14 protein-coding genes are annotated in these 19,493 nt (G+C 73.5%); 4 read left to right on the top strand and 10 right to left on the bottom strand.

The genetic code is table 11. The annotated features are described in order from the left end of the window. Position 1 precedes the first annotated feature (1 nt). On the top strand, positions 2-1,183 hold the full coding sequence (locus tag ACFYUZ_RS26130; protein ID WP_389313096.1) for a 4-hydroxybenzoate 3-monooxygenase: 1,182 nt from the start codon (positions 2-4) through the stop codon (positions 1,181-1,183). A gap of 66 nt (positions 1,184-1,249) precedes the next feature. Here the strand turns inward: ACFYUZ_RS26130 and ACFYUZ_RS26125 are convergent, their stop codons facing one another. Genes ACFYUZ_RS26125 through ACFYUZ_RS26110 form a run of 4 tightly spaced genes read right to left on the bottom strand, consistent with a single transcriptional unit; the run spans position 1,250 to position 5,063 of the window. Beyond that, positions 1,250-1,705, bottom strand: a complete 456-nt coding sequence (locus ACFYUZ_RS26125; RefSeq protein ID WP_389313094.1) for a MaoC family dehydratase — start codon at positions 1,703-1,705, stop codon at positions 1,250-1,252. A gap of 31 nt (positions 1,706-1,736) precedes the next feature. Next, on the bottom strand, positions 1,737-3,251 hold the full coding sequence (locus ACFYUZ_RS26120; protein WP_389313092.1) for a long-chain fatty acid--CoA ligase: 1,515 nt from the start codon (positions 3,249-3,251) through the stop codon (positions 1,737-1,739). Between the two features lie 10 nt (positions 3,252-3,261). After that, positions 3,262-4,101, bottom strand: coding sequence for an amidohydrolase family protein (locus ACFYUZ_RS26115; RefSeq protein ID WP_389313188.1), 840 nt, complete (start codon positions 4,099-4,101; stop codon positions 3,262-3,264). A gap of 50 nt (positions 4,102-4,151) precedes the next feature. Then, complete coding sequence (locus ACFYUZ_RS26110) at positions 4,152-5,063, bottom strand: SDR family NAD(P)-dependent oxidoreductase (protein WP_389313090.1); 912 nt, start codon at positions 5,061-5,063, stop codon at positions 4,152-4,154. A gap of 155 nt (positions 5,064-5,218) precedes the next feature. Here ACFYUZ_RS26110 and ACFYUZ_RS26105 point away from each other — a divergent pair, with 155 nt between their 5' ends. Both ACFYUZ_RS26105 and surE read left to right on the top strand, forming a co-directional pair. Beyond that, positions 5,219-6,076 (top strand): PaaX family transcriptional regulator C-terminal domain-containing protein, encoded by an 858-nt coding sequence (locus tag ACFYUZ_RS26105; protein ID WP_389313088.1) that lies wholly within the window; start codon positions 5,219-5,221, stop codon positions 6,074-6,076. Between the two features lie 189 nt (positions 6,077-6,265). Continuing rightward, positions 6,266-7,339 (top strand): 5'/3'-nucleotidase SurE, encoded by a 1,074-nt coding sequence (gene surE / locus ACFYUZ_RS26100; RefSeq protein WP_389313086.1) that lies wholly within the window; start codon positions 6,266-6,268, stop codon positions 7,337-7,339. 57 nt (positions 7,340-7,396) lie between these two features. Here surE and ACFYUZ_RS26095 read toward each other — a convergent pair whose 3' ends face one another. Further along, positions 7,397-8,734 (bottom strand): hypothetical protein, encoded by a 1,338-nt coding sequence (locus tag ACFYUZ_RS26095; protein WP_389313084.1) that lies wholly within the window; start codon positions 8,732-8,734, stop codon positions 7,397-7,399. Positions 8,735-8,794: 60 nt separating this feature from the next. Then, positions 8,795-12,523, bottom strand: coding sequence for a choice-of-anchor D domain-containing protein (locus ACFYUZ_RS26090; protein ID WP_389313082.1), 3,729 nt, complete (start codon positions 12,521-12,523; stop codon positions 8,795-8,797). Between the two features lie 560 nt (positions 12,524-13,083). Here ACFYUZ_RS26090 and ACFYUZ_RS26085 point away from each other — a divergent pair. Continuing rightward, complete coding sequence (locus ACFYUZ_RS26085; protein WP_389313080.1) at positions 13,084-14,502, top strand: chondroitinase-B domain-containing protein; 1,419 nt, start codon at positions 13,084-13,086, stop codon at positions 14,500-14,502. 127 nt (positions 14,503-14,629) lie between these two features. On the opposite strand, the gene ACFYUZ_RS26080 is transcribed toward ACFYUZ_RS26085, so the two are convergent. From ACFYUZ_RS26080 to ACFYUZ_RS26065, 4 genes are all read right to left on the bottom strand, one after another. Next, positions 14,630-16,033, bottom strand: a complete 1,404-nt coding sequence (locus ACFYUZ_RS26080) for a GH1 family beta-glucosidase (protein ID WP_389313078.1) — start codon at positions 16,031-16,033, stop codon at positions 14,630-14,632. A gap of 57 nt (positions 16,034-16,090) precedes the next feature. Next, on the bottom strand, positions 16,091-17,017 hold the full coding sequence (locus tag ACFYUZ_RS26075) for a carbohydrate ABC transporter permease (protein WP_389313076.1): 927 nt from the start codon (positions 17,015-17,017) through the stop codon (positions 16,091-16,093). After that, a complete protein-coding gene (locus ACFYUZ_RS26070; protein ID WP_389313074.1) occupies positions 17,014-17,976 on the bottom strand; it encodes a carbohydrate ABC transporter permease in 963 nt (320 codons plus the stop codon). The genes ACFYUZ_RS26075 and ACFYUZ_RS26070 overlap by 4 nt, the downstream gene beginning before the upstream one ends. Before the next feature lie 167 nt (positions 17,977-18,143). Further along, a complete protein-coding gene (locus tag ACFYUZ_RS26065; protein ID WP_389313073.1) occupies positions 18,144-19,448 on the bottom strand; it encodes an extracellular solute-binding protein in 1,305 nt (434 codons plus the stop codon). Positions 19,449-19,493 lie beyond the last annotated feature (45 nt).

The raw sequence follows: 19,493 nt of genomic DNA, 5'->3' as shown, positions 1-19,493 counted from the left end.
CATGCCCCGCACCACCACCGTCGGCATCATCGGAGCCGGTCCCGCCGGCCTCCTCCTCTCCCACCTGCTCCACCGCCAGGGCATCGACAGCGTCGTCCTCGAACTGCGCGACCGGGACTACGTCGAGCGCCGCCAGCGCGCCGGCATCCTCGAACAGGACACCGTCGACGTGCTGCGCGCCTCCGGCGCCGGCGCCCGGATGGACCGCCAGGGCCTGGAGCACCACGGCATCGAGCTCCGCTTCGACCGCCGCTCCCACCGCATCGACTTCCCGTCCCTGACCGGCGGCCGCTCCGTCATGGTCTACGCCCAGACCGAGGTCGTGAAGGACCTCGTCGAACTGCGCCTGAAGGACGGCGGCACCGTCCTCTTCGAGGCCGAGGCCCTCTCCGTGGACGGCGCCGACACCGACCGGCCCACCGTCCGCTACCGCCACGAGGGCACGGAGGAGACCCTGGAGTGCGCCTACGTCGTCGCCTGCGACGGCTTCCACGGCATCGGCCGCCGCTCCCTCCCCGAGGACCTGCTCAAGGTCGTCGAGCGGACGTACCCCTTCTCCTGGCTCGGCATCCTCGCCGACGTCCCGCCCTCCTGCGACGAGCTCGTCTACGCCCACCACGAGCGCGGCTTCGCCCTGCACAGCATGCGCTCGCCGCAGGTCAGCCGCCTCTACCTCCAGGTGGACCCGGACGACACCGTCGACGACTGGTCCGACGAGCGGATCTGGGACGAGCTGGACGCCCGCTTCGCCGTCGACGGCGACTGGACGCTCCGGCGCGGCCCGATCACGGAGAAGAGCATCACCCCGATGCGCAGCTTCGTCGCCGAACCCCTGCGCCACGGCCGTCTGTTCCTCGCCGGAGACGCCGCCCACATCGTGCCGCCCACCGGTGCCAAGGGCCTCAACCTCGCCGTCGCCGACGTCACCCTGCTCGCCCGGGCCCTCACCCGCCACCACACCCACGGCGACGAGTCGGCGATCGACGCCTACTCGGAGACCGCGCTGCGCCGGATCTGGCGGGCCGAGCACTTCTCGTACACGATGACCACCCTGCTCCACGCCGACCCCGCCGAGTCCGCCTTCGACCGCGAACTGCGCCTCTCGCACCTGCGCTACCTGGCGGCCTCCGAGGCCGCCTCGGCCTCCCTCGCCGAGAACTACGTCGGATTCAGGACCGGCTGACGGTCCGTCGGCACACGGAAGGGGGCGGCTGCTCGAAGCAGCCGCCCCCTTCCGCGTACGGGCGGATCAGGCGAAGAAGCGGTACACCGCCTGCGCGACGCACGCCGGCTTGGCGACGCCGTCGATCTCCACGGTCAGGTCCACGACGACCTCGACCCCGCCCTTGACGTCCTCCACGGACACCACGCGGCCGTGCGTGCGGATCTTCGACCCGACGCGCACGGGGGAGGGGAAGCGCACCTTGTTCAGGCCGTAGTTGACGGCCATCGACACGCCTTCGACCTCGAGCAGCTCGCTCCACATCGGGATGAGCAGCGAGAGCGTGAGGTAGCCGTGGGCGATGGTGCCGCCGAAGGGGCCCGCGGCGGCGCGCTCGGCGTCGACGTGGATCCACTGGTGGTCGTCGGTGGCGTCGGCGAAGGTGTCGACGCGGGGCTGGGCGATCTCGACCCAGGAGCTGTGGCCGAGGTCGGCCCCGGCCTGCGCCTTGATCTCGTCGATGCCGTGGACGGTGCGAGCCATGGGGGTACTCCTCTGAATCGGAAGGAAGGGGTCAGGCGCCGTAGCGCGCCCTGATGGGCGCCTTGAGCAGCTTTCCGGCGGCGTTGCGGGGGAGGTCCGGGGCGAGGACGACGCTCTTGGGGATCTTGTAGCGGGCGAGCCGGCCCTCCAGGTGGGCGATCAGCTCCCCCTCGGTGACGGTCGCCCCCGCGCGGGTGACGACGACGGCCCGTCCCACCTCGCCCCAGCGGGCGTCGGGCACGCCGATGACGGCCGCCTCGGCGACGTCCGGGTGCCCGAGCAGGGCGTCCTCGACCTCGGCCGGGTAGATGTTCTCCCCGCCCGAGATGATCATGTCCTTGAGGCGGTCGACGAGCCGGACGTAGCCGTCCTCGTCCACGGTGGCCACGTCGCCCGACCGGAAGCGCCCCCCGTCGCGGAAGGCCGCGGCGGTCGCCTCCGGGAGGTTCCAGTAGCCCGGGGTGACGTTCGGCCCCGCGACGACGACCTCGCCCTTCTCCCCGGGCGCCGCCTCCTCGCCGGAGGGCAGCAGCACCCGTACGTCGGTGAAGAAGTGCGGCACGCCCGCCGAACCGGCCCGGCTCGCCGAGTCGGTCCGGTCCAGGATCAGGGCGCCGGGCGCGGTCTCCGTCATGCCGTACCCCTGGACGAAGGCGAGGCCCCGGTCGAGATAGGCCCGGGTGGTGCGGCCGGGCACCGGGGCGCCGCCGCAGAGCAGGCCGCGCAGGCTGGTCAGGTCCGCGTCCGCCCAGCCCGGGGCCGCCGCCATCGCGTCGTACATCGTCGGCACGCCGAACATGCAGGTCACCCGGTGCCGTTCGATCAGCCGCAGGGCGCGGCCGGCGTCGAAGGAGGCCTCCAGGAGGACCGTGCCGCCCTTCAGCAGGACCGGCAGGCAGCTCATGTTGAGCGCCCCGGTGTGGAACAGCGGCGCGGCGACCAGGGCCACCTCGTCGCCGGCGAGGTCGGTGTCCACGAGGACGTTGAGGCTGTTCCAGACGATGTTGCCGTGGGTGAGGACGGCGCCCTTGGAGCGTCCGGTCGTGCCCGAGGTGTACATGATGAGGCAGACGTCCTCGTGCCCCACCTCCTCGTCGACCGGCTCCGTCGACGAGGCCGCGAGCAGCTCCTCGTACGGGACGCCCGGCCCGCCGTCCACGGCGAGGACGGTGGCGAGGGCGGCCCCCGCCGCCAGTTCGGCCGTCCGCCCGGCCGGCTGCCCGGCGTGCACCAGGACGGCGCTGCCCGAGTCGGTCAGCTGGTGGAGCAGCTCCGGTACGGCGAGGCGGGCGTTGAGCGGGACGAACACCGCCCCGAGGAGACCGGTGGCGAAGAGGGTCTCCAGGTACGCCGGGTGGTTGGGGCCGAGGAACGCCACCCGGTCGCCGCGCGCGACCCCGGCGCCCCGCAGGGCGTGGGCCAACCGGGTGCAGCGCTCGTGGAGTTCGGCGTAGTCGATCGCGCGGCCCTCGTACAGCAGGGCGGTGCGCCGGGGCGACCTGCGGCCGCGGCGGGCGGGCCAGGAGCCGATGCCCTGGTTGCGCATGGGGTACCCCTCAGTTTCCGGTGAGACCGAGCAGTCGGGCCGCGTTCTCCTTGAGGATCTTCGGACGGACCTCGTCCTTGATCGGCAGCTCGGCGAAGTCCGCCAGCCAGCGGTCCGGGGCGAGCAGCGGGAAGTCGGAGCCGAACAGCACCTTGTCCTTGAGGAGGCTGTCGGCGTACCGGACCAGCTGCGGCGGGAAGTACTTCGGCGACCAGCCCGACAGGTCGATGTACACCTGCGGCTTGTGGGTCGCCACCGCGAGCGCCTCGTCCTGCCACGGGAAGGACGGGTGCGCGAGGACGATCCGCATCCCCGGGAAGTCCGCGGCGACGTCGTCCACGTCCATCGGGTTCGAGTACTTCAGCCGGATGCCCCCGCCGCCGGGGGCGCCCGCGCCGATGCCCGTCTGCCCGGTGTGGAAGACCGCGATCGCGCCGGCCTCCTCGATCGCCTCGTACAGCGGGTACGCCATGCGGTCGTTGGGGTGGAAGGCCTGGATGTTCGGGTGGAACTTGAAGCCCCTGACCCCGAACTCCTCGACGAGCCGCCGGATCTGACGGACCGCCGCCCTTCCCTTGTACGGATCGACCCCGGCGAACGGGATGATCACGTCCGGGTTCCGCAGCGCGGCCTCGGCGATCTCCTCGTTCGGCACCGGCGGGGTGCCGGTCGCCGACTCCGCGTCCACCGTGAACACCACGCAGGCCATCCGCCGCTCGCGGTAGTACGCGGCGATCTCCGGCAGCGTGGGGTGGCGGTGCTCCGCCTTGAAGTACGCGCCCGCGGCGGCGTCGAGCTCGGCGGAGAGCGACGCCCCGCCCTTCTCCGACACCTCCGCGTGGGTGTGCATGTCGATGGCGACGAGCGCGTCCACGTCCAGGGACGTCGGGTTGCCGCCGCTCACAGCTGCGGCGCCGGGATGCCGAAGGTCTCCGGGGCGCGTCCGACGGTCACCGGCCAGGCGGCGGCGATCGCCTCGGCGCTCCAGCCCCCGTCGGCGTACGCCACCGACACCTCCCGCGGGTGCGCCCACAGGGAGAGCTTGTCGCCGCCGACGCCGACGCACTGACCGGTCACCCCGGCGGCCGCGTCCGAGGCGAGGAAGGTCACCAGACCGGCGACGTCCTCGGGGGTGCCGAAGCCCTCGCCCTTGCGCAGGCTGTCGGGGAACGCGATGCCGTCCCGCTCCAGGGCCTCGACGTGCGGGGCGAAGACGGGGATCGTCTTGGTCATCGCGGTCGCGGCGACCGGGATGACGGCGTTCGCGGTGATGCCGGCCTTCGCCAGCTCCATGCCCCAGGTGCGCACCATGGCGGCGATCCCCGCCTTGGCGGCGGCGTAGTTGGTCTGCCCGAAGTTGCCGCGCTGCCCGGCGGGGGAGCCGGCGACCACGATCCGGCCGCCGTCGCCCTGGGCGCGCATCCGCTCGACGGCGGCGCGGACGCAGGTGAAGGTGCCGCGCAGGTGCACCTCGACGACGGTGTCGAAGTCCTCGTCCGTCATCTTCCACAGCACCCGGTCCCGCAGGACTCCGGCGTTGGTGACCATGACGTCGAGCCGGCCGTAGCTGTCGACGGCGCGGGCGACCAGGGCCTCGGCGGCCTCCGTGGAGCCGACCGGCACCACCTCGGCGACGGCCCGCCCGCCGTCGGCGGTGATCAGGCGCACGGCCTCGACGGCGGCGTCGGGGTCCACGTCGTTGACCACCACGGCGGCGCCGGCGGCGGCCAGCGAGCGGGCGTAGGCGAGGCCCAGTCCGCGTCCGCTGCCGGTGACGACGGCGACCTTGCCGGAGAGATCCACATGAGTCATGAACGGGGGTCCTTTCCCGTGAACGCGGTGCGGGGCGCGGGGAATCGCGACCGGACGCGCACCGTCGAGCGAACAAGTTAGGCATTCTTCTGTCGGCCGTCAATGAAATGCCGAATGTTGAGGCGGATTCCCCGAGCCCGCCCTACGCTGTTCCCGTGACGCAGCCCGCCCCGACCGCCGAGACCGGAACCCCCGCCGAGCCCGGCTCCTCGCCCCGCCCCCAGTCCCTGATGCTGACCTTCTTCGGCATCCACGTCCTCGGCACCGGAACCGCCCTGTCCTCGGCGAGCGTGATCGACGCCTTCGCCCGGGTGGACGTCGGCGAGGACGCCGTCCGCTCGACCCTCACCCGCATGGTCGGCCGCGAACTGCTCGAACGGCACCGGCGCGGCCGCCGCATGTACTTCTCGCTCACGCCCCGGGCCGCGGAGGTCCTCGCCGACGGGCAGGAGCGCGTCCACCGCACCGGCGCCGTCAACCGCGCCTGGGACGGCACCTGGACCCTGGTCGGCTTCTCGCTGCCCGAGTCCTGGCGCCGGGAGCGCCACGACCTGCGCTCACGGCTCGTCTGGGCGGGCTTCGGCCCGCTGCAGAGCGGCCTCTGGGTGGCCCCCGGCCGGGTGGACGTCGCCCCCCTCGCGGCCGAACTCGGCCTCGGGGACCGCATCAGGGCCTTCCACGGCGAGGCCGCCCCGCCCACCGAGGCCGGGCCCCTGCTCCGTACCGCCTTCGACGTCGAGGCCATCGCCGAGGGTTACCGCGCCTTCCTGGCCCGCTGGGGTGCCGGCGCCGCCCCCGCCGAGGCGCGCGACGACCTGGGCCGGCTGCTCCTGCTCCACGCCGACTGGCTCGACCTGGTCCGCCGTGACCCGCACCTGCCCGCCGAGCACCTGCCCGCCGACTGGCCCGCCGAGGCCGCGGAGGCCCTCTTCCGCGAGCTCTCCGCCCGCTTCGAACCCGGGGCCCGGCGGATCGCCGACGAGATCCTGGACCGCTGGGAGCCGGAGGGGTAGCAGCCGGAGGCGACGTCCCGACGCCGAAGATTTCTCCACGGCGTTTCCGCAGGCGGAAGCGGTTCGCCTCCCTCGCGCCCGGCACCGGTCCATTGACACCGGTGCCTGCCTCCGCGTTTATTGACACGTGTCACCACGGCGAGGTCCCACGTCCTCGCCGCAGCCCTCCCCACCGAAGGGACCACGCCCATGTCGTCGAAGTCGTCGACCCCGCGCAGAATCGGACTCGCCGCCCTGGGAGCCGTCCTGCTGGCCGCGACGGGAGTGACCGCGTACGCCACCACGCCCGAGCGGACCGCCCCCCTCCCTCTCACCGGGATGCGGATCCTGATCTCCAACGACGACTCGATGCAGGCGGCGAAGGCGAGCAACTCCGACGGTCTCGGCCTCTACGAGCTCCGCCGCGCGATGTGCGCCGCCGGGGCCGACGTCGTCGTCATGGCGCCCTGGCAGGTCCAGTCCGGAAAGGGCACCGCCGTCACCAACGGCGGCGTCCTCACCGCCCAGCGCCGCACCGCCCTGCCCGCCGGCTACGAGAACGACTGCGCCCAGGCGCCCTCACGGGGAGCCGTCTACGGCGTCTGCCTCGCCGACGGCCACTGCGCCGCGGACTCCCCGTCCGCCACCCCGGCCGACACCGTCAAGCTCGCCCTCCGCGCCGGTCTCGACGCCGAGGCGGGCTGGACCGGGGCCCCCGACCTCGTCCTCACCGGCATCAACTCCGGCCCCAACGTCTCCGCCCAGGTCAACGACTCCGGGACGGTGGGCGCCGCCGTCGCCGCCATCGACCAGGACGTCCCCGCCATCGCGTTCTCCTCGTCCGGCGACGGGACGAACACGTCCTTCCCGCGCGTCAACTACCGCGCCAACGCCGAGTTCGGCGCCCGCTTCGTCGCCGGCCTCAGACAACGCGGCCTGCTCACCGCCGACTTCGCCCTCAAGGTGGACTACCCCGACGTCAGCACGGGGACGCCCGCCGGACCGCCGCGCTGGACACGCGTCGGCCACGGGCAGGTCGTCTGGCACGCCTACGAGCGGACCGGTGGGAACTCCTTCCGGATCGGCCTCGGCCTCTGCGAGGAGACGCCGGGCGACCCGTGCACCGAGACCCTGAAGGACGCCGACTCCACCGCCCTGCTCCGCGACGGCCGCATCACCGTGGCCCCGGTGACCGCCGACCGCACCTACGGCGTGCGGGAACCGCACGCCGAGACGCTGGGGAAGATCCGCCGGTACGTCGAACACGACGCTCCTCGCCGCTGACCCCCGCAAGGCGGACCGGGCCGGACGGGACGGCTTCCGCCCGGGCGGCGCGCGCCGTCAGGGATGGGTGAACACCCCGACCATGCGGGTGTCCGGGTTGCTGCTCATCCCGACGATCGCGCCGCCGTCGGCACGGTTGACGCGCGCGTGCGCGCCCGCGTAGCCGTCGTCGGTGAGGAAGAACCCCAGCGCCGCGATCCAGTCGTCCACGGTCCCGGTCGCCGGGTCGTACACGGGCTCGGGCCGCGGCACGACCCGCTCCTGCGCCACGTAGCCGCCGCGCTCGACCGCGAGGTCCAGGGCCTTTCGCCACTCGGCGTCGGTGCACTCCCAGCCGACGAACGTGTCCAGACCGCCGTACCCGGCCCCCGGCTTGAGGATGAGCCGCTCCCGCCGCTCCCGGCAGAGCTCCACCAACCCGGCGGGACCGGAGGCGCGCAGCGCCCGGCTCCACGGCAGGACCCGCTCGATCAGGGCCCGCTCACCGGCGTCGAAGGCGTCGCCCGAGCGCGGGTCGGAGAGGAGGGCGAGGGCGCTCTTGTGGGAGTAGAGGCCGCTCTCCAGCGAGGTGAACAGCACGGTCCTGCCCGCCTCGTGGGCGCGGAAGAACGGCTCCGCCACGCCCGGCCCCTCGGGGTCGTCGAGCAGCTGGCTCGCCGCGAAGTTCCGCAGCACCAGGTCCAGCGGGGTGCCGTCCAGGGTGAGCTTCCCGTCGGCACGCGCGCGTACGTCGCCGATCTCGCCGATCCTCAGGTCGAGGCCCTGCCCGGCCATCGCCTCCTGGGTGGCGCGCATCAGCCGTCCGTACGGGCCGACGCCGCCGCGCCCCTCGATCAGACCGATCACCGGCTCCGAGGAGCCGGACAGCGCGGGGCGGGCGCGGTCGCGCAGGACGGCGGCCATCCGCTCGGCGATGTCCACATGGCCGAGGCCGTGCTCGCGCGCGAAGGCGGCGAACTCGGGGACCTTCAGCAGCGCCTGGTCGAGGACGTCCATGTCGAGGCCGCCGACCTCGCTGCCGAGGTTGAACTCCAGGAGCTTGAACGAGGTGCCGTCGTGGTACGCGTCGGCGCGTCCCAGCTTGGCGGGGACGCCCGACCCGCCCCGGCGGAGCAGGGCCACGAGCTCCGGTGCGAGCCCGATCTCCGCCGCGTACCGCTCGACGTCCCCGCCGAACAGCCTCTCCGGCAGCGACAGGAGGAGGTCGAACAGACCCTCCAGGTCCCGCGCGAACGCGGCCGTCTCCGAGGCCCGGACGAACCAGGGCCGCGGCAGCAGGTGGGCCCGCCAGGCCTCCTCGAAGGCCGGTGGCAGTTCGGCCCGCGCGACGGCCGTCGCGAGCCCGCCCTCCCCGCGCAGGCACTCGTCCACGTACATCCGGCTCAGGTCGGTCATCGGCGTCGCTCGCTTCTTCGAAGAGATCGGGTACGTGCTCCGAGCGGCGAGCAGGGTACCTCAGTAACCGATGCGCACTCCCGTGATCGCGTGACGGTCTGTCAATCCGCCGGTGGCGGCCGAGAAACCGACCAGGACGTTCTGGGGCAGGGTGACCGCCGCGTCGATGACCTGGGCGCCGTCGACCAGGACGACGAGGCGGCCGGCGGCGGTGACGTAGACGTCGATCACATGACTGCCCGTACGCAGCGCGGGCACGGCCGTCGAGGTGGCCGCGTACCGCAGGGTGGTGCCCGAGCCGCCGGTCGCGACGCCCACGAAGTTCGACGAGGGCTCCCCGGCGTTGCGGTACGTGTCCAGGGTGACCGCCACTCCGCTCAGGCCGGCGAAGCCGAGGCCGCCCCCTCCGCCGCCGAGGGCGCCGGACGTCGTACGGGAGGCGTCGAGGAGCAGCAGCGCCAGCCCGTCGCCGCCGGTGCCGCCGGAGAGCGTGGCGGTGAAGCGCGCCCTGAGCCGCGCCGAGGGCACGGCGGTGGCCTGGACCGCCGAACCCCTCAGGTACGTCTGGGCCGGGGTCAGGACGAGCGTGGTGCCCGACAGGGCGGCGCTGCCGTTGTACTTCCAGCCGTTGGGGCCGGGCGGCGGCACGGCGTACGAGGCGGCGGTGACCGACGCGCCCCGTACGGCGTGGATGTCGGTCACGCCGCCCGTCCCGCCGGTGAAGGCGAGCAGGGCGGCCGGGGGGAGCGAGGCGACCGTGGTCCGCAGCCGCTGGGTGCCGTCGACGGAGACGGTGACGGTGCTGCCGGTGACCGAGACGGAGACCGTGTGGGTGCCCGACCGCAGGTTCGGCACGCTCGACGTGGTCGACGCGTAGGTGAGGGCCGAGCCGCTGCCCCCGGTGGCGATGCCGACGAAGTTCGCGGACGGATCGCCCGGGTTCCGGTAGGTGTCGAAGGCGACGGCCACGCCCGGCAGACCGACGTAGCCGAGGCCGCCGCCGACGCCGCCGAGCGCGGAGGGCGTGGTCCTCGCCGGATCGAGCAGCGAGAACGTGAGCCCGTCGCCGCCGGTGCCGCCGCCGATCACCGTGGTGAAGGAGGCCTTCAGCCCGTCGGTGAGCACGGGCACGGGCCAGACCGCGGAACCCCGCTGGGAGGTGCTCGCCTGGGTCAGCTGGAGGTCGTTGCCGGAGATCCGCGCGGAGCCGTTCAGCTTCCAGCCGCCCGCGCCGGGCGTGGGGACGGTGACCGTGGTCCCGGTGGCACCGGATCCGGTCAGCGTCTCGTTGTGGGGACCGCTCCCGTCGTCGGAGGTCAGCTCGTACGCGGCCGTTGCCGCACCGATGGACGTGGGGGAGAAGGTGACGGCCTGGTGGACCACGTCGTCGGGGCCGAGGACCTGGCCCTCGCTGACCGGGTTGCTGACGTGGAAGGGGGCCGCCGGAGGCTTCGCCTTGGTCAGGGTGAGGGGGATGTTTCCGGTGTTGCTGATGTCGAAGGTCCTCGTCACGGACTCGCCGACCTTCACCTGCCCGAAGTCCGTCGAGGTCGGCGTGATGGTGAGCTGTGCCCGCCCGGTCACGGCCGTGCCGCTCAGGGCGACGGACACCGTGCCGTTCGTCCCGGTGACGGCGAGCGTCCCGGTGTCCTGGCCGGCGGCCGTCGGCGCGTACGCCACCTGCACGGTGACGGACTGCCGCGGCGGGACGACCGTGCCCGCCGCCGGGAGGTCGGACGCGGTGAACGGGCCGCCGGGCGGGGAGACCGAGGAGACCCTCTCGTCCGCCGTTCCCGTGTTGGTGAACGTCACGCCGAGCGTCTTGCGGGTCGTCGTGGCCACCGTGCCGAAGTCCAGCGCGGCCGGGGACGCGACGAGCCCGGGCCTCGTCCCGTAGCCGGTGAGGCCGAGCGCGCTGTCGCCCAGGTCGGTGGCGAAGGTCAGGGCCGAGGTGTCGGGCCCCGGGGCCGTCGGCGAGAACGCCACCCGCACCGCATGGGTCTCGCCCGCCCGCAGCGTCCGGGGCAGACCCGAGGAGGACGCCGAGAACGCACTGCCCGCCGGCGTGCTCACCCCGTTGACCGTCACGTCCCGCGTCGCCGTGACGGTCGCCGTCACCGTCCCCGTCGCCCCGACCGCGACCTCGCCGGCGTCCACCGGCTCACCCGTCAGCGCCGAGTTGGCGGGGCGGCCGAAGGCCATCACGTGCCCGTCCCGCGTCCCCACGTAGACCCGTCCGCCGTCGGTGGCCGGCACCGCGAACTTCGAGGCCACGCCGATCGGCGCCGACCAGCGCAGCCGCAGCGCCCCGTTCACCGGCACGGCGTCGTACGCGCGCAGCTGCCCGTTGGCACCGTTCGCCCCGTCCGACGCGACGGCCCACACCAGCGCCGAACCCGGGTTCGTCCCCGTCGACGTCACCACCGGCGAACCCGAGGTGTAGCCGAACCGCTCCGCGCTGCTGCCCGTGTTGGTGAGCCCCGGGAGGCCCGAGCCGGTGAGACCGTACGCGAACGCCCGCAGCGGCCCCCGGCTGCCGATCGTGTACACGTAGCCGCCCTGCCCGCCGTACACCGCGGGATGCCCCCAGACGCCCTCGTACGGACCGAAGGTGCCGAGCACCTTGTCGGTGCCGCCGGGGCCCTGGCTCCGGCCGCCGAGGTCGTCCCGGTCCAGCAGGAACAGGCGTCCGTCCTTGCCGATCTGGACGAGGAGCCGCGGGTACCGGCTGGTCCCGAAGGTCGGCTCCGGGAGGGCCACCGGGCCGCCCGAACCGAGGTCCGTGTCGTTCTGGTCGAGCAGCGGCGCGTCGGAGGGGCTGAAGAAGTCCTGCGCCGACATGGTGCCGTCGCTGTTCACCCCGAGCCGGACCACCGACTCCGCAAGCTGGCCCGGCGGCCGGTCGCCGGGACCCGGCGCGGGGGAGACCCCGTTGCCCGTCGAGAACAGGATCCGGCCCGGACCGTCGGAGACCAGACCGCCCCCGCTCATCCACACGCCCGCCATGCCGTTCGCGGAGGAGTCCTCGGTGGCCCACAGCGTCGTCCTGCGGGTCGAGGTGTTCACCCCCATGACGTAACCGACGTACGGCCCCCGGTCGCAGTGCGAGGCGAACGCCGCGTACACCGACCCGCCCATCAGCAGCAGTCCGGGCCGCTGGGCCGCGGTGTACGGGTTGAACGCCCGGCCCGGGTCGTTCACCGGGGCGCCCGCCACCTTCACGGGCCAGCCCGCCCGCTCGGCGCCCGTCGCCGGGTCGAGGGCGTGCACGTACCAGCCGGGGTGCTGGACGTCCGGGCCGTCGTTCACCTTGGCGGTGAGGTACACGGCATCGCTCGCCGGGTCGTACACCGGCGTCGAGGTGACCCCGATGTTCGGCACCAGGTCGCCGCAGGTGATGGCGGAGGCGGGCCAGGGGGCGCCGAAGTCCTTCGTCCAGCCGATGGCGCCGGTGGCCGCGTCGATCCCGTACACCTTGTTGTTCTCGGTGGCCGCGACCAGGGTGCGCCCCACGACCAGCGGCTGGGCGTAGACCTGGCCGTCGACGGTGGTGGAGAACTGCAGCCCGAAGTCCGAGCTGGACACCTGGTCGGGGGCGAGCCTCGGCTCGTCCCGGTCCCAGCCGGTGCGCAGGTCGTCGTGGGAGATCGTCGTCTGGTCGGCGGCGGCGGGGGCGGCCGGTTGCCGGGTCCCGGCGGGCGCTGCCGTCCCGACGGCCGCGCCGCCGAGGAGGCCCGCCGTGAGGGACATCGTCAGAAAACGGGCGATCGCTCTGCGTCGGCCGGCCATCTCTCCCCTTCACGTGGACGCACGAGGACGAAGACCGGGACGCTCCGCCGGCCCCATCGTCGGCCTGCCGTCTGGCGAGGACGCCATCGTGTCGGGTCGCTCGCCCCAAATCCACCTGAACGGAGGGATCCGGCGGCCTTTCCCGCCGGCCCGTCATGTCCCCGGGCGTTAGCGGAACGTGAGCGAGACGTGAGCGGCACGCGGCAGGCTGGTGCGTGCCGGCAGGCCAGGGAGGGACGACCGTCCGCCCGGCACGCCCGCCGGCGCGTTCCGAGGAACGGACCGGAACGAGCGGGACCGAGGCGGCCGCCGTGGCGGCCGCCGTCCTGACGGATGCCGTCGTGGGGGCGGCACCGGGCAGGACGGAGCGGGGCCGCCGCGAGGCGGCGCTCCGGACCGCCTCCGACCGGTCGGGACCCGGGGCGGGCCGTGGGGGCCCGCCCCGGGCCCCGACGCGTCAGGGCCGCCCCGGCGCCCAGGCCGACGGGACCGGACCGACACCGGCACGTCCCTGGTGACAGGGCACAGAACGACGACCTCCCCTACTACCAGGAGACATCATGCGACGACGTACCTTCCTCAAGGGCTCGCTGCTGGGTGCGGCGGCCGCCGCCGTCCCGCTCGACACCCTGCTCGCCACCGGCGCCTCGGCGGCCGAACCGGCACCGGTCACCTCCCTGAGCGCGCTGCAGAGCGCGATCGACCGCGCGGTCCCCGGCGACCGGATCGTCGTCGCCGACGGCACGTACACCGTCCCCTCGGGCGGTGCCATCGACGTCTCCGGGCGCAGCGGCATCACGATCGTCTCGCAGACCCGCGGCGGAGCCGTCCTGCGCGGCGAGCGCAGCTTCGTCCTCGACGGCGCGAGCGCCGTCACCATCAGCGGCTTCGCGCTCCGGCAGAGCGGCACCCTGGAGATCCCGGCCGACAGCACGGGCATCCGGCTGACCCGCAACGACATCCGGTTCGCGGACGTGGACGGCCTCGACTGGGTCCTCGTGGAGGGCGACGACGCCAAGATCGACCGGAACCACTTCCACGAGCGCACCACCCAGGGCATCTTCCTCGTCGTGGACGGTCCCGGCACGACCGCCGTGGCCCAGCGCCTCCACGTCTTCAAGAACCACTTCTCCGACCACGGCTACACCGGCGCCAACGGCGGCGAGGCGATCCGGCTCGGCGTCAGCAGCCGGGCGCTGTCCACCGCGGACGCGATCGTGGAGTACAACCTGTTCGAGCGGTGCGACGGCGACCCCGAGGCCGTCTCGGTGAAGTCCTCCGGCAACACGATCCGGTACAACACGATCCGCGACAGCCAGGGCGGCATCGTGCTCCGCCACGGCAACGGCTCCACCGTCGAGGGCAACTGGCTCCTCGGCGGCAAGGAGGGCATCCGCCTCTACGGCAACGACCACCTCGTCGTGAACAACCACCTCGCCGGCCTCACCGGCCGGGCCCTGGTCATCGGCAGCGGCACCACGCGCGACCACCACGAGGGCGAGACCACCGCGGAGCGGCGCGGCAACGACGCCTGCGACCGTGCGGTGATCGTGCACAACACCCTCCGCGGCAACAAGAGTTCCCTCTCCGGCGAGACCCGCACCTACGCGCCGAGCGACGTGGTCGTCGCCGACAACCTCATCGTCGGGGACAGCGGCAGCCTCGTCGCGATGGGAGCGACCACCGGTTTCCTCTGGCAGGGCAACATCCTCTGGGGCGCGGCCTCCGACGGCACCCTCCCCAACGCCGGCTACACCCGCGTCGACCCCCGCCTGACGCAGTCCCCCGACGGCGTCTTCCGCCTCTCGGCGGGCAGCCCCGCGATCGGCGCCGCGACCCTCACCACGACGCCGGTCCCGGAGGACATCGACGGCCACGCCCGGGGCACCGCCCGCGACATCGGCTCCGACGAGTACTCGACCCTGGCGCCGGTCCGCCGCCCGCTCACCCCGACGGACGTGGGCCCGAACGCCTCCTGACGGGGGTCGGCCGCCGAGGGCCGGGGCGTACGGGCCCTCTCCGGTCGTGCCGTCGTGCGGGCCGCCGCGCGGGCGGTGTCGACGCACCGTCCGCACGGCGCCCCGAAGAAGTGGCGTCCGGGCGTTCTCAGGCCTCTCCGAGGCCGCCCCGGGCGATGACCTCCGCGTACCAGAGGGCGCTGTCCTTCAGGGTCCGCCGCTGTGTCGCGAAGTCCACGTGGACGATGCCGAACCGCTTGCTGTAGCCGTACGCCCACTCGAAGTTGTCGAGCAGCGACCACAGGAAGTAGCCGCGCACGTCGGCGCCGTCCGCGAGCGCCCGGTGCACCGCCGCCAGGTGCGCGTGCAGATACGCCACCCGCTCCGGGTCCTTCACGTTCCCCGAGGGGTCGGCGTAGTCGTCGTACGCGGCGCCGTTCTCGGTGATGACCAGCGGCACGCCCGGCAGCTCGTCCCGCAGCCGGACCAGGAGCTCGTGCAGCCCGTCCGCGTCCACCGGCCAGTCCATGGCCGTGCGCGGCCCGGGCGCCGGCTCGAAGCGTACGTGCCGCTCGGCGCCCGCCCACGGCGACGGCGACTCCGAGGTGCCGGCCGCGACGACGGCCGGGGAGTAGTAGTTGATGCCCAGCGAGTCGATCGGCGCGGCCGCCGTCGCCAGGTCGCCGTCCCGGACGAACGACCAGTCCGTGACGGCCGCCGTGTCACGGACCAGGTCCTCGGGCAGCCGTCCGTGGAAGACCGGGTCGAGGAAGATCCGGTTGCCGACGGCGTCGATCCGGCGGGCCGCGTCCAGGTCCTCCGGCGCCTGCGAACGAGCCCGCACGGCATGGAGGTTGAGGGTGAGGGACACCTCCGCCGCACCGGGCGCCGCTCCGCGCAGCGCCCGGGCCGCGAGGCCGTGCGCCAGGTTGAGGTGGTGCGCGGCGCGCAGCGCGGCGAGGTCACTGGTCCGGCCCGGGGCGTGCACGCCGTTCCCGTAGCCGAGGAAGGCCGCGCACCAGGGCTCGTTGAGCGTGGTCCAGGTGGCGACCCGGTCGCCGAGCGCGTCCGCCATGACGTGCGCGTACTCGGCGAACCGGTACGCGGTCTCCCGGTGCGGCCAGCCGCCCGCCTCCTCCAGCTCCTGCGGCAGGTCCCAGTGGTAGAGCGTCGCCACCGGCCGGATGCCGGCCTCCAGGAGCGTGTCGGTGAGCCGCCGGTAGAAGTCCAGGCCCTCGCGGACGGCCGGTCCGCGCCCGGTGGGCTGCACCCGCGGCCAGGCGATCGAGAAGCGGTAGTCGGTCACCCCGAGCCGCCGCATCAGGGCGACGTCCTCGTCGACCCGGTGGTAGTGGTCGGCGGCGATGTCACCGGTGTCGCCGTTGCGCACCTTGCCGGGCGTACGGCTGAAGACGTCCCAGATGGAGGGGCCGCGGCCGTCCTCGGCCGCCGCCCCCTCGATCTGGTACGCGGCCGTGGCCGTGCCCCAGCGGAAGCCCTCGGGGAAGCGGAGGGGGGTCGTGGGGCCGGAGCGGGTGTCGAGCGCGGTCATGAGGTGACAACTCCCTGGAATGAGAGGTGGAGGGGAAGGGGAGGGGAACGACCGGCGTCAGCCCTTGACCGCGCCCTGCATGATCCCGCCGACGATCTGCCGGCCGAGGAGGCCGAAGACGAGCAGCACCGGCAGGGTGCCCAGCAGGGTGCCCGCCATGATCACGGACTGGTCGTGGACGTAGCCGCCGCCGAGCTGGCGCAGCGCGACCTGGACGGTGGGCTCGGAGGAGGAGAGCGCGACGACGGGCCAGAAGAAGTCGTTCCACGCGGCCATGAAGGTCAGCAGACCGAGCACGGCCATGCCGGGCCGGGCGACCGGCACGACGATGGACCAGAAGATCCTGGCGGTGGACGCGCCGTCGACCCGGGCCGCCTCGATCAGCTCGTCCGGCAGCGACTGCACCAGGTACTGCCGCATGAAGAACACCCCGAACGCCGACACCAGGCCGGGCAGGATCACCGACTGGAGCTGGTTCACCCAGCCGAGCTCGGCGATCAGCATGAACAGCGGGATCACCCCCAGCTGCGGCGGGATCATCATGGTGCCCACGGTGACCGCGAGCAGCGCGCCCCGGCCCCGGAAGCGGAGCTTCGCGAAGGCGAAACCGGCGAGCGTGCAGCACAGGACCGTGCCCAGGGTGATCGATCCGGAGACGAGGAGCGAGTTCAGCAGCGCCTTGCCGATGTCGGCCTCTTCGAGGACCGCCTCGAAGTTCCGCATCAGGTGCGGGCCGGGCAGCAGGGCCGGCGGGACCTTCGCCAGATCGGCGTTGGAGCGGCTCGCGGCGACGACCGTCCAGTAGAGGGGGAAGGCGGAGAACAGCACGGCGACGACGAGGACCGCGTGGGCGAGCGGCCCGGCGTGCAGGGTGCGTCCGGCCCGCCGGGTGCCACGCGTGCGTACGGGGGCCGGGGGAGCGGCCGGCGGACCGGCGGGCACGGTCGGCCCGGCGGCCTTCGCCGGGGCGGCGGGCGCGGTCATCGGCCGGCCTCCTTGCGGGAACGGCGGCGCGCGACCAGGGCGTTGAGCCCGACCATCACCACGATGAGCAGGAACATCACCCAGGCGACGGCGGCGGCCCGCCCCAGGTGGAAGAAGCCCCAGCCCTGCTCGTACATGTAGAGGCCGAGCGTCTGGTACTGGTGCGAGATGCCGCCCGAGACCGAGCCTTCGAGGAGCAGCGGCTCGCCGAACAGCTGGGTCGCGCCGATCGTGGAGACGATGACGGTGAAGAGGATGGTGGGCCGCAGCCCCGGCAGCGTGACGTGGAAGAACTGGCGCCACCGCGAGGCGCCGTCCATCGCGGCCGCCTCGTACAGCTCGTCCGGGACGGACTGCATGCCGGCCAGGTAGATCAGCGCGTTGTAGCCGGTCCAGCGCCAGACGACGACCGTGGACACCGCGATCTGCGAGGCGACCGTGTCGTTCTGCCAGTCGACGGGGTCGACGCCGACGAGGCCGAGCGCGTAGTTGACCAGTCCGAAGTCGCGGCCGAAGAGCTGGGCGAAGACGAGGGTGGCGGCGGCGACCGAGGTCGCGTACGGCAGCAGGACCGCCGTCCGCAGGAAGGTGCGGCCGCGCATCCGGTAGTTCAGCAGGTGCGCGAGCCCGAGGGCCATGACCAGCTGCGGCACGGTGGAGAGCACGCCGATGGTGAAGGTGTTGCGCAGCGACACCCAGAAGTACGCGTCGCCGAGGAGCGCGGTGTAGTTGCCGAGGCCGCGCCACTCCATGTCGCCGGGGGCCTGGAGCTCCACCCGGTACAGCGAGACGAAGGCCGTGTAGAGCAGCGGGAAGAGGCCGAAGGCGGCGAACAGGGTGAAGAACGGGGCCAGGTAGGCGTACGGCGAGACCGTCCGCCAGGCCCGCCGGGCGGCCCCCGGCCGGGCCGGCGGGACGGCGCGCGGCACGGGCGGCGCCTGGGGTGCGGTGAGGGTCACGATGCGGCCCTTCGATGAGGGGTCGGGGCGAGGGGGGTGCGGGACGGCGCCGGACGGGCGTGCGCGGTGGCTGGGCCGTACGCGGGACCCGGCGGCCGTGCGTGGTGCCCGGCGGGCATACGCGGCGGACGGCAGGAGTGCGCGGCGGGCCGGCGGCCGGCTCCGCGTCAGCCGATGGTGTTCTCGACGCCCTTCCTGGCGTTCGACCAGGCCTCCTCGGGCGAGGTGCCCTTGCGCTCGACCTCGCTCAGCGCGTTGGTGATCTGCTGCGCGATGTTCTGGTCGTGCACGCCGAGGACCTGGACCGGGGCCGCCTTCGCCGCGTCGCCGAAGATCTTCCCGATCGGGGCGTCGGAGAAGAAGGGGTCCTTCGCGCCGGCGACCTTGTCGATCGCGCCGGTGGCGGAGGGGAAGTTGCCCTGCTTCTCGAAGAGCCGGGTCTGCTGCTCGGGCGCGGTGAGCCACTCGATCAGCTCGTACGCCTCCTTCTTGTGCTTCGCCGCCCTGGGCACGGCCAGGTAGGAGCCGCCCCAGTTGCCCGCGCCGCCGGGCAGCGCGGCGACGTCCCACTTGCCCTTGCCCGCCTCACCGGCCTGGCCCTTGATGTACCCGAGCATCCAGGCGGGGCAGGGGATCGTGGCGAAGGAACCGGCGGCGAAGGCCTGGTTCCACTGCGGGGACCACTGGTCGAGCTTGGCGCTCAGCCCGCCCTGCGCGGCCTCGACGGCGTGGTCCCAGGCGGTGCGCAGAGCGGGGTTGTCCTCCCAGATCAGCTTCCCGGAGGCGTCGTAGTACCGCTCCTTCTCCTGTCCGATCATGATCGAGTACAGGCTGCCGACGCTGTCGATCCACGCGCTCCTGCCGGGGGCCTTCGCCTTGTACCGCTTACCGAGCTCCAGGTAGCCGTCCCAGGTGGCCCACTTCTTCGCCAGTTCCTCGCGGTCGGTGGGCAGTCCGGCCTGCGCGAACAGGTCCGTGCGGTAGCACAGGGCCTCGGGGCCGACGTCCGTGCCGAGGCCGAGGACCTCGCCGCCCCTGCCGGTGGCGGCGGCCCACTTGGCCGGGGCGAACCGGTCCTTGAGGGCGCCCGCCCCGTACTTCCCGAGGTCCTCGAAGCGTTCGGCCTGCTGCTGGGTGACGGAGGCGATCCGGCCGACCTCGACGGCCTGCACGTCGGCGAGGCCGCCGCCGCCGGCGAGCCGGGTCTGGAGGGACTTCCAGTAGTCGGCCTCGTCCTCGGTGTCCGTCTGCTTGATCGTGACGCCGGGGTGGAGCCTCTCGTACTCCGCGTACAGCCCGGCCTCCTTGTATCCGAAGGAGCCGAACAGGTCCACGGTGATCGTGACCCCGCCCCCGGCGCCGTCCCGGGACGCGCCGTCCGTCGAACTCCCGCAGGCGGCGAGCAGGGCCCCGGTGAGCACGACCGCCCCCAGGCGGGCGGCGGTTCTCCTGGCGGCTCGGGCGATGGGCATGGGAAGCCTCCTTGGCTGCGGTGGTCGAGCGAGAGCGGTGGTCGC

This window comes from Streptomyces sp. NPDC004266 (assembly GCF_042874095.1).
Classification (GTDB): Bacteria; Actinomycetota; Actinomycetes; order Streptomycetales; family Streptomycetaceae; genus Streptomyces.
This window is presented reverse-complemented; position numbering and strand designations above follow the sequence as displayed.

Excerpts from the sequence above, each read along its gene's own strand:
- ACFYUZ_RS26075 (WP_389313076.1), bottom strand. The coding sequence starts at position 17,017 with ATGACCGCGCCCGCCGCCCCGGCGAAGGCCGCCGGGCCGACCGTGCCC.
- ACFYUZ_RS26090 (WP_389313082.1), bottom strand. The coding sequence starts at position 12,523 with ATGGCCGGCCGACGCAGAGCGATCGCCCGTTTTCTGACGATGTCCCTC.
- ACFYUZ_RS26130 (WP_389313096.1), top strand. The coding sequence starts at position 2 with ATGCCCCGCACCACCACCGTCGGCATCATCGGAGCCGGTCCCGCCGGC.
- ACFYUZ_RS26120 (WP_389313092.1), bottom strand. The coding sequence starts at position 3,251 with ATGCGCAACCAGGGCATCGGCTCCTGGCCCGCCCGCCGCGGCCGCAGG.
- ACFYUZ_RS26095 (WP_389313084.1), bottom strand. The coding sequence starts at position 8,734 with ATGACCGACCTGAGCCGGATGTACGTGGACGAGTGCCTGCGCGGGGAG.
- ACFYUZ_RS26085 (WP_389313080.1), top strand. The coding sequence starts at position 13,084 with ATGCGACGACGTACCTTCCTCAAGGGCTCGCTGCTGGGTGCGGCGGCC.
- ACFYUZ_RS26115 (WP_389313188.1), bottom strand. The coding sequence starts at position 4,101 with ATGCACACCCACGCGGAGGTGTCGGAGAAGGGCGGGGCGTCGCTCTCC.
- ACFYUZ_RS26065 (WP_389313073.1), bottom strand. The coding sequence starts at position 19,448 with ATGCCCATCGCCCGAGCCGCCAGGAGAACCGCCGCCCGCCTGGGGGCG.
- ACFYUZ_RS26080 (WP_389313078.1), bottom strand. The coding sequence starts at position 16,033 with ATGACCGCGCTCGACACCCGCTCCGGCCCCACGACCCCCCTCCGCTTC.
- surE (WP_389313086.1), top strand. The coding sequence starts at position 6,266 with ATGTCGTCGAAGTCGTCGACCCCGCGCAGAATCGGACTCGCCGCCCTG.
- ACFYUZ_RS26110 (WP_389313090.1), bottom strand. The coding sequence starts at position 5,063 with ATGACTCATGTGGATCTCTCCGGCAAGGTCGCCGTCGTCACCGGCAGC.
- ACFYUZ_RS26125 (WP_389313094.1), bottom strand. The coding sequence starts at position 1,705 with ATGGCTCGCACCGTCCACGGCATCGACGAGATCAAGGCGCAGGCCGGG.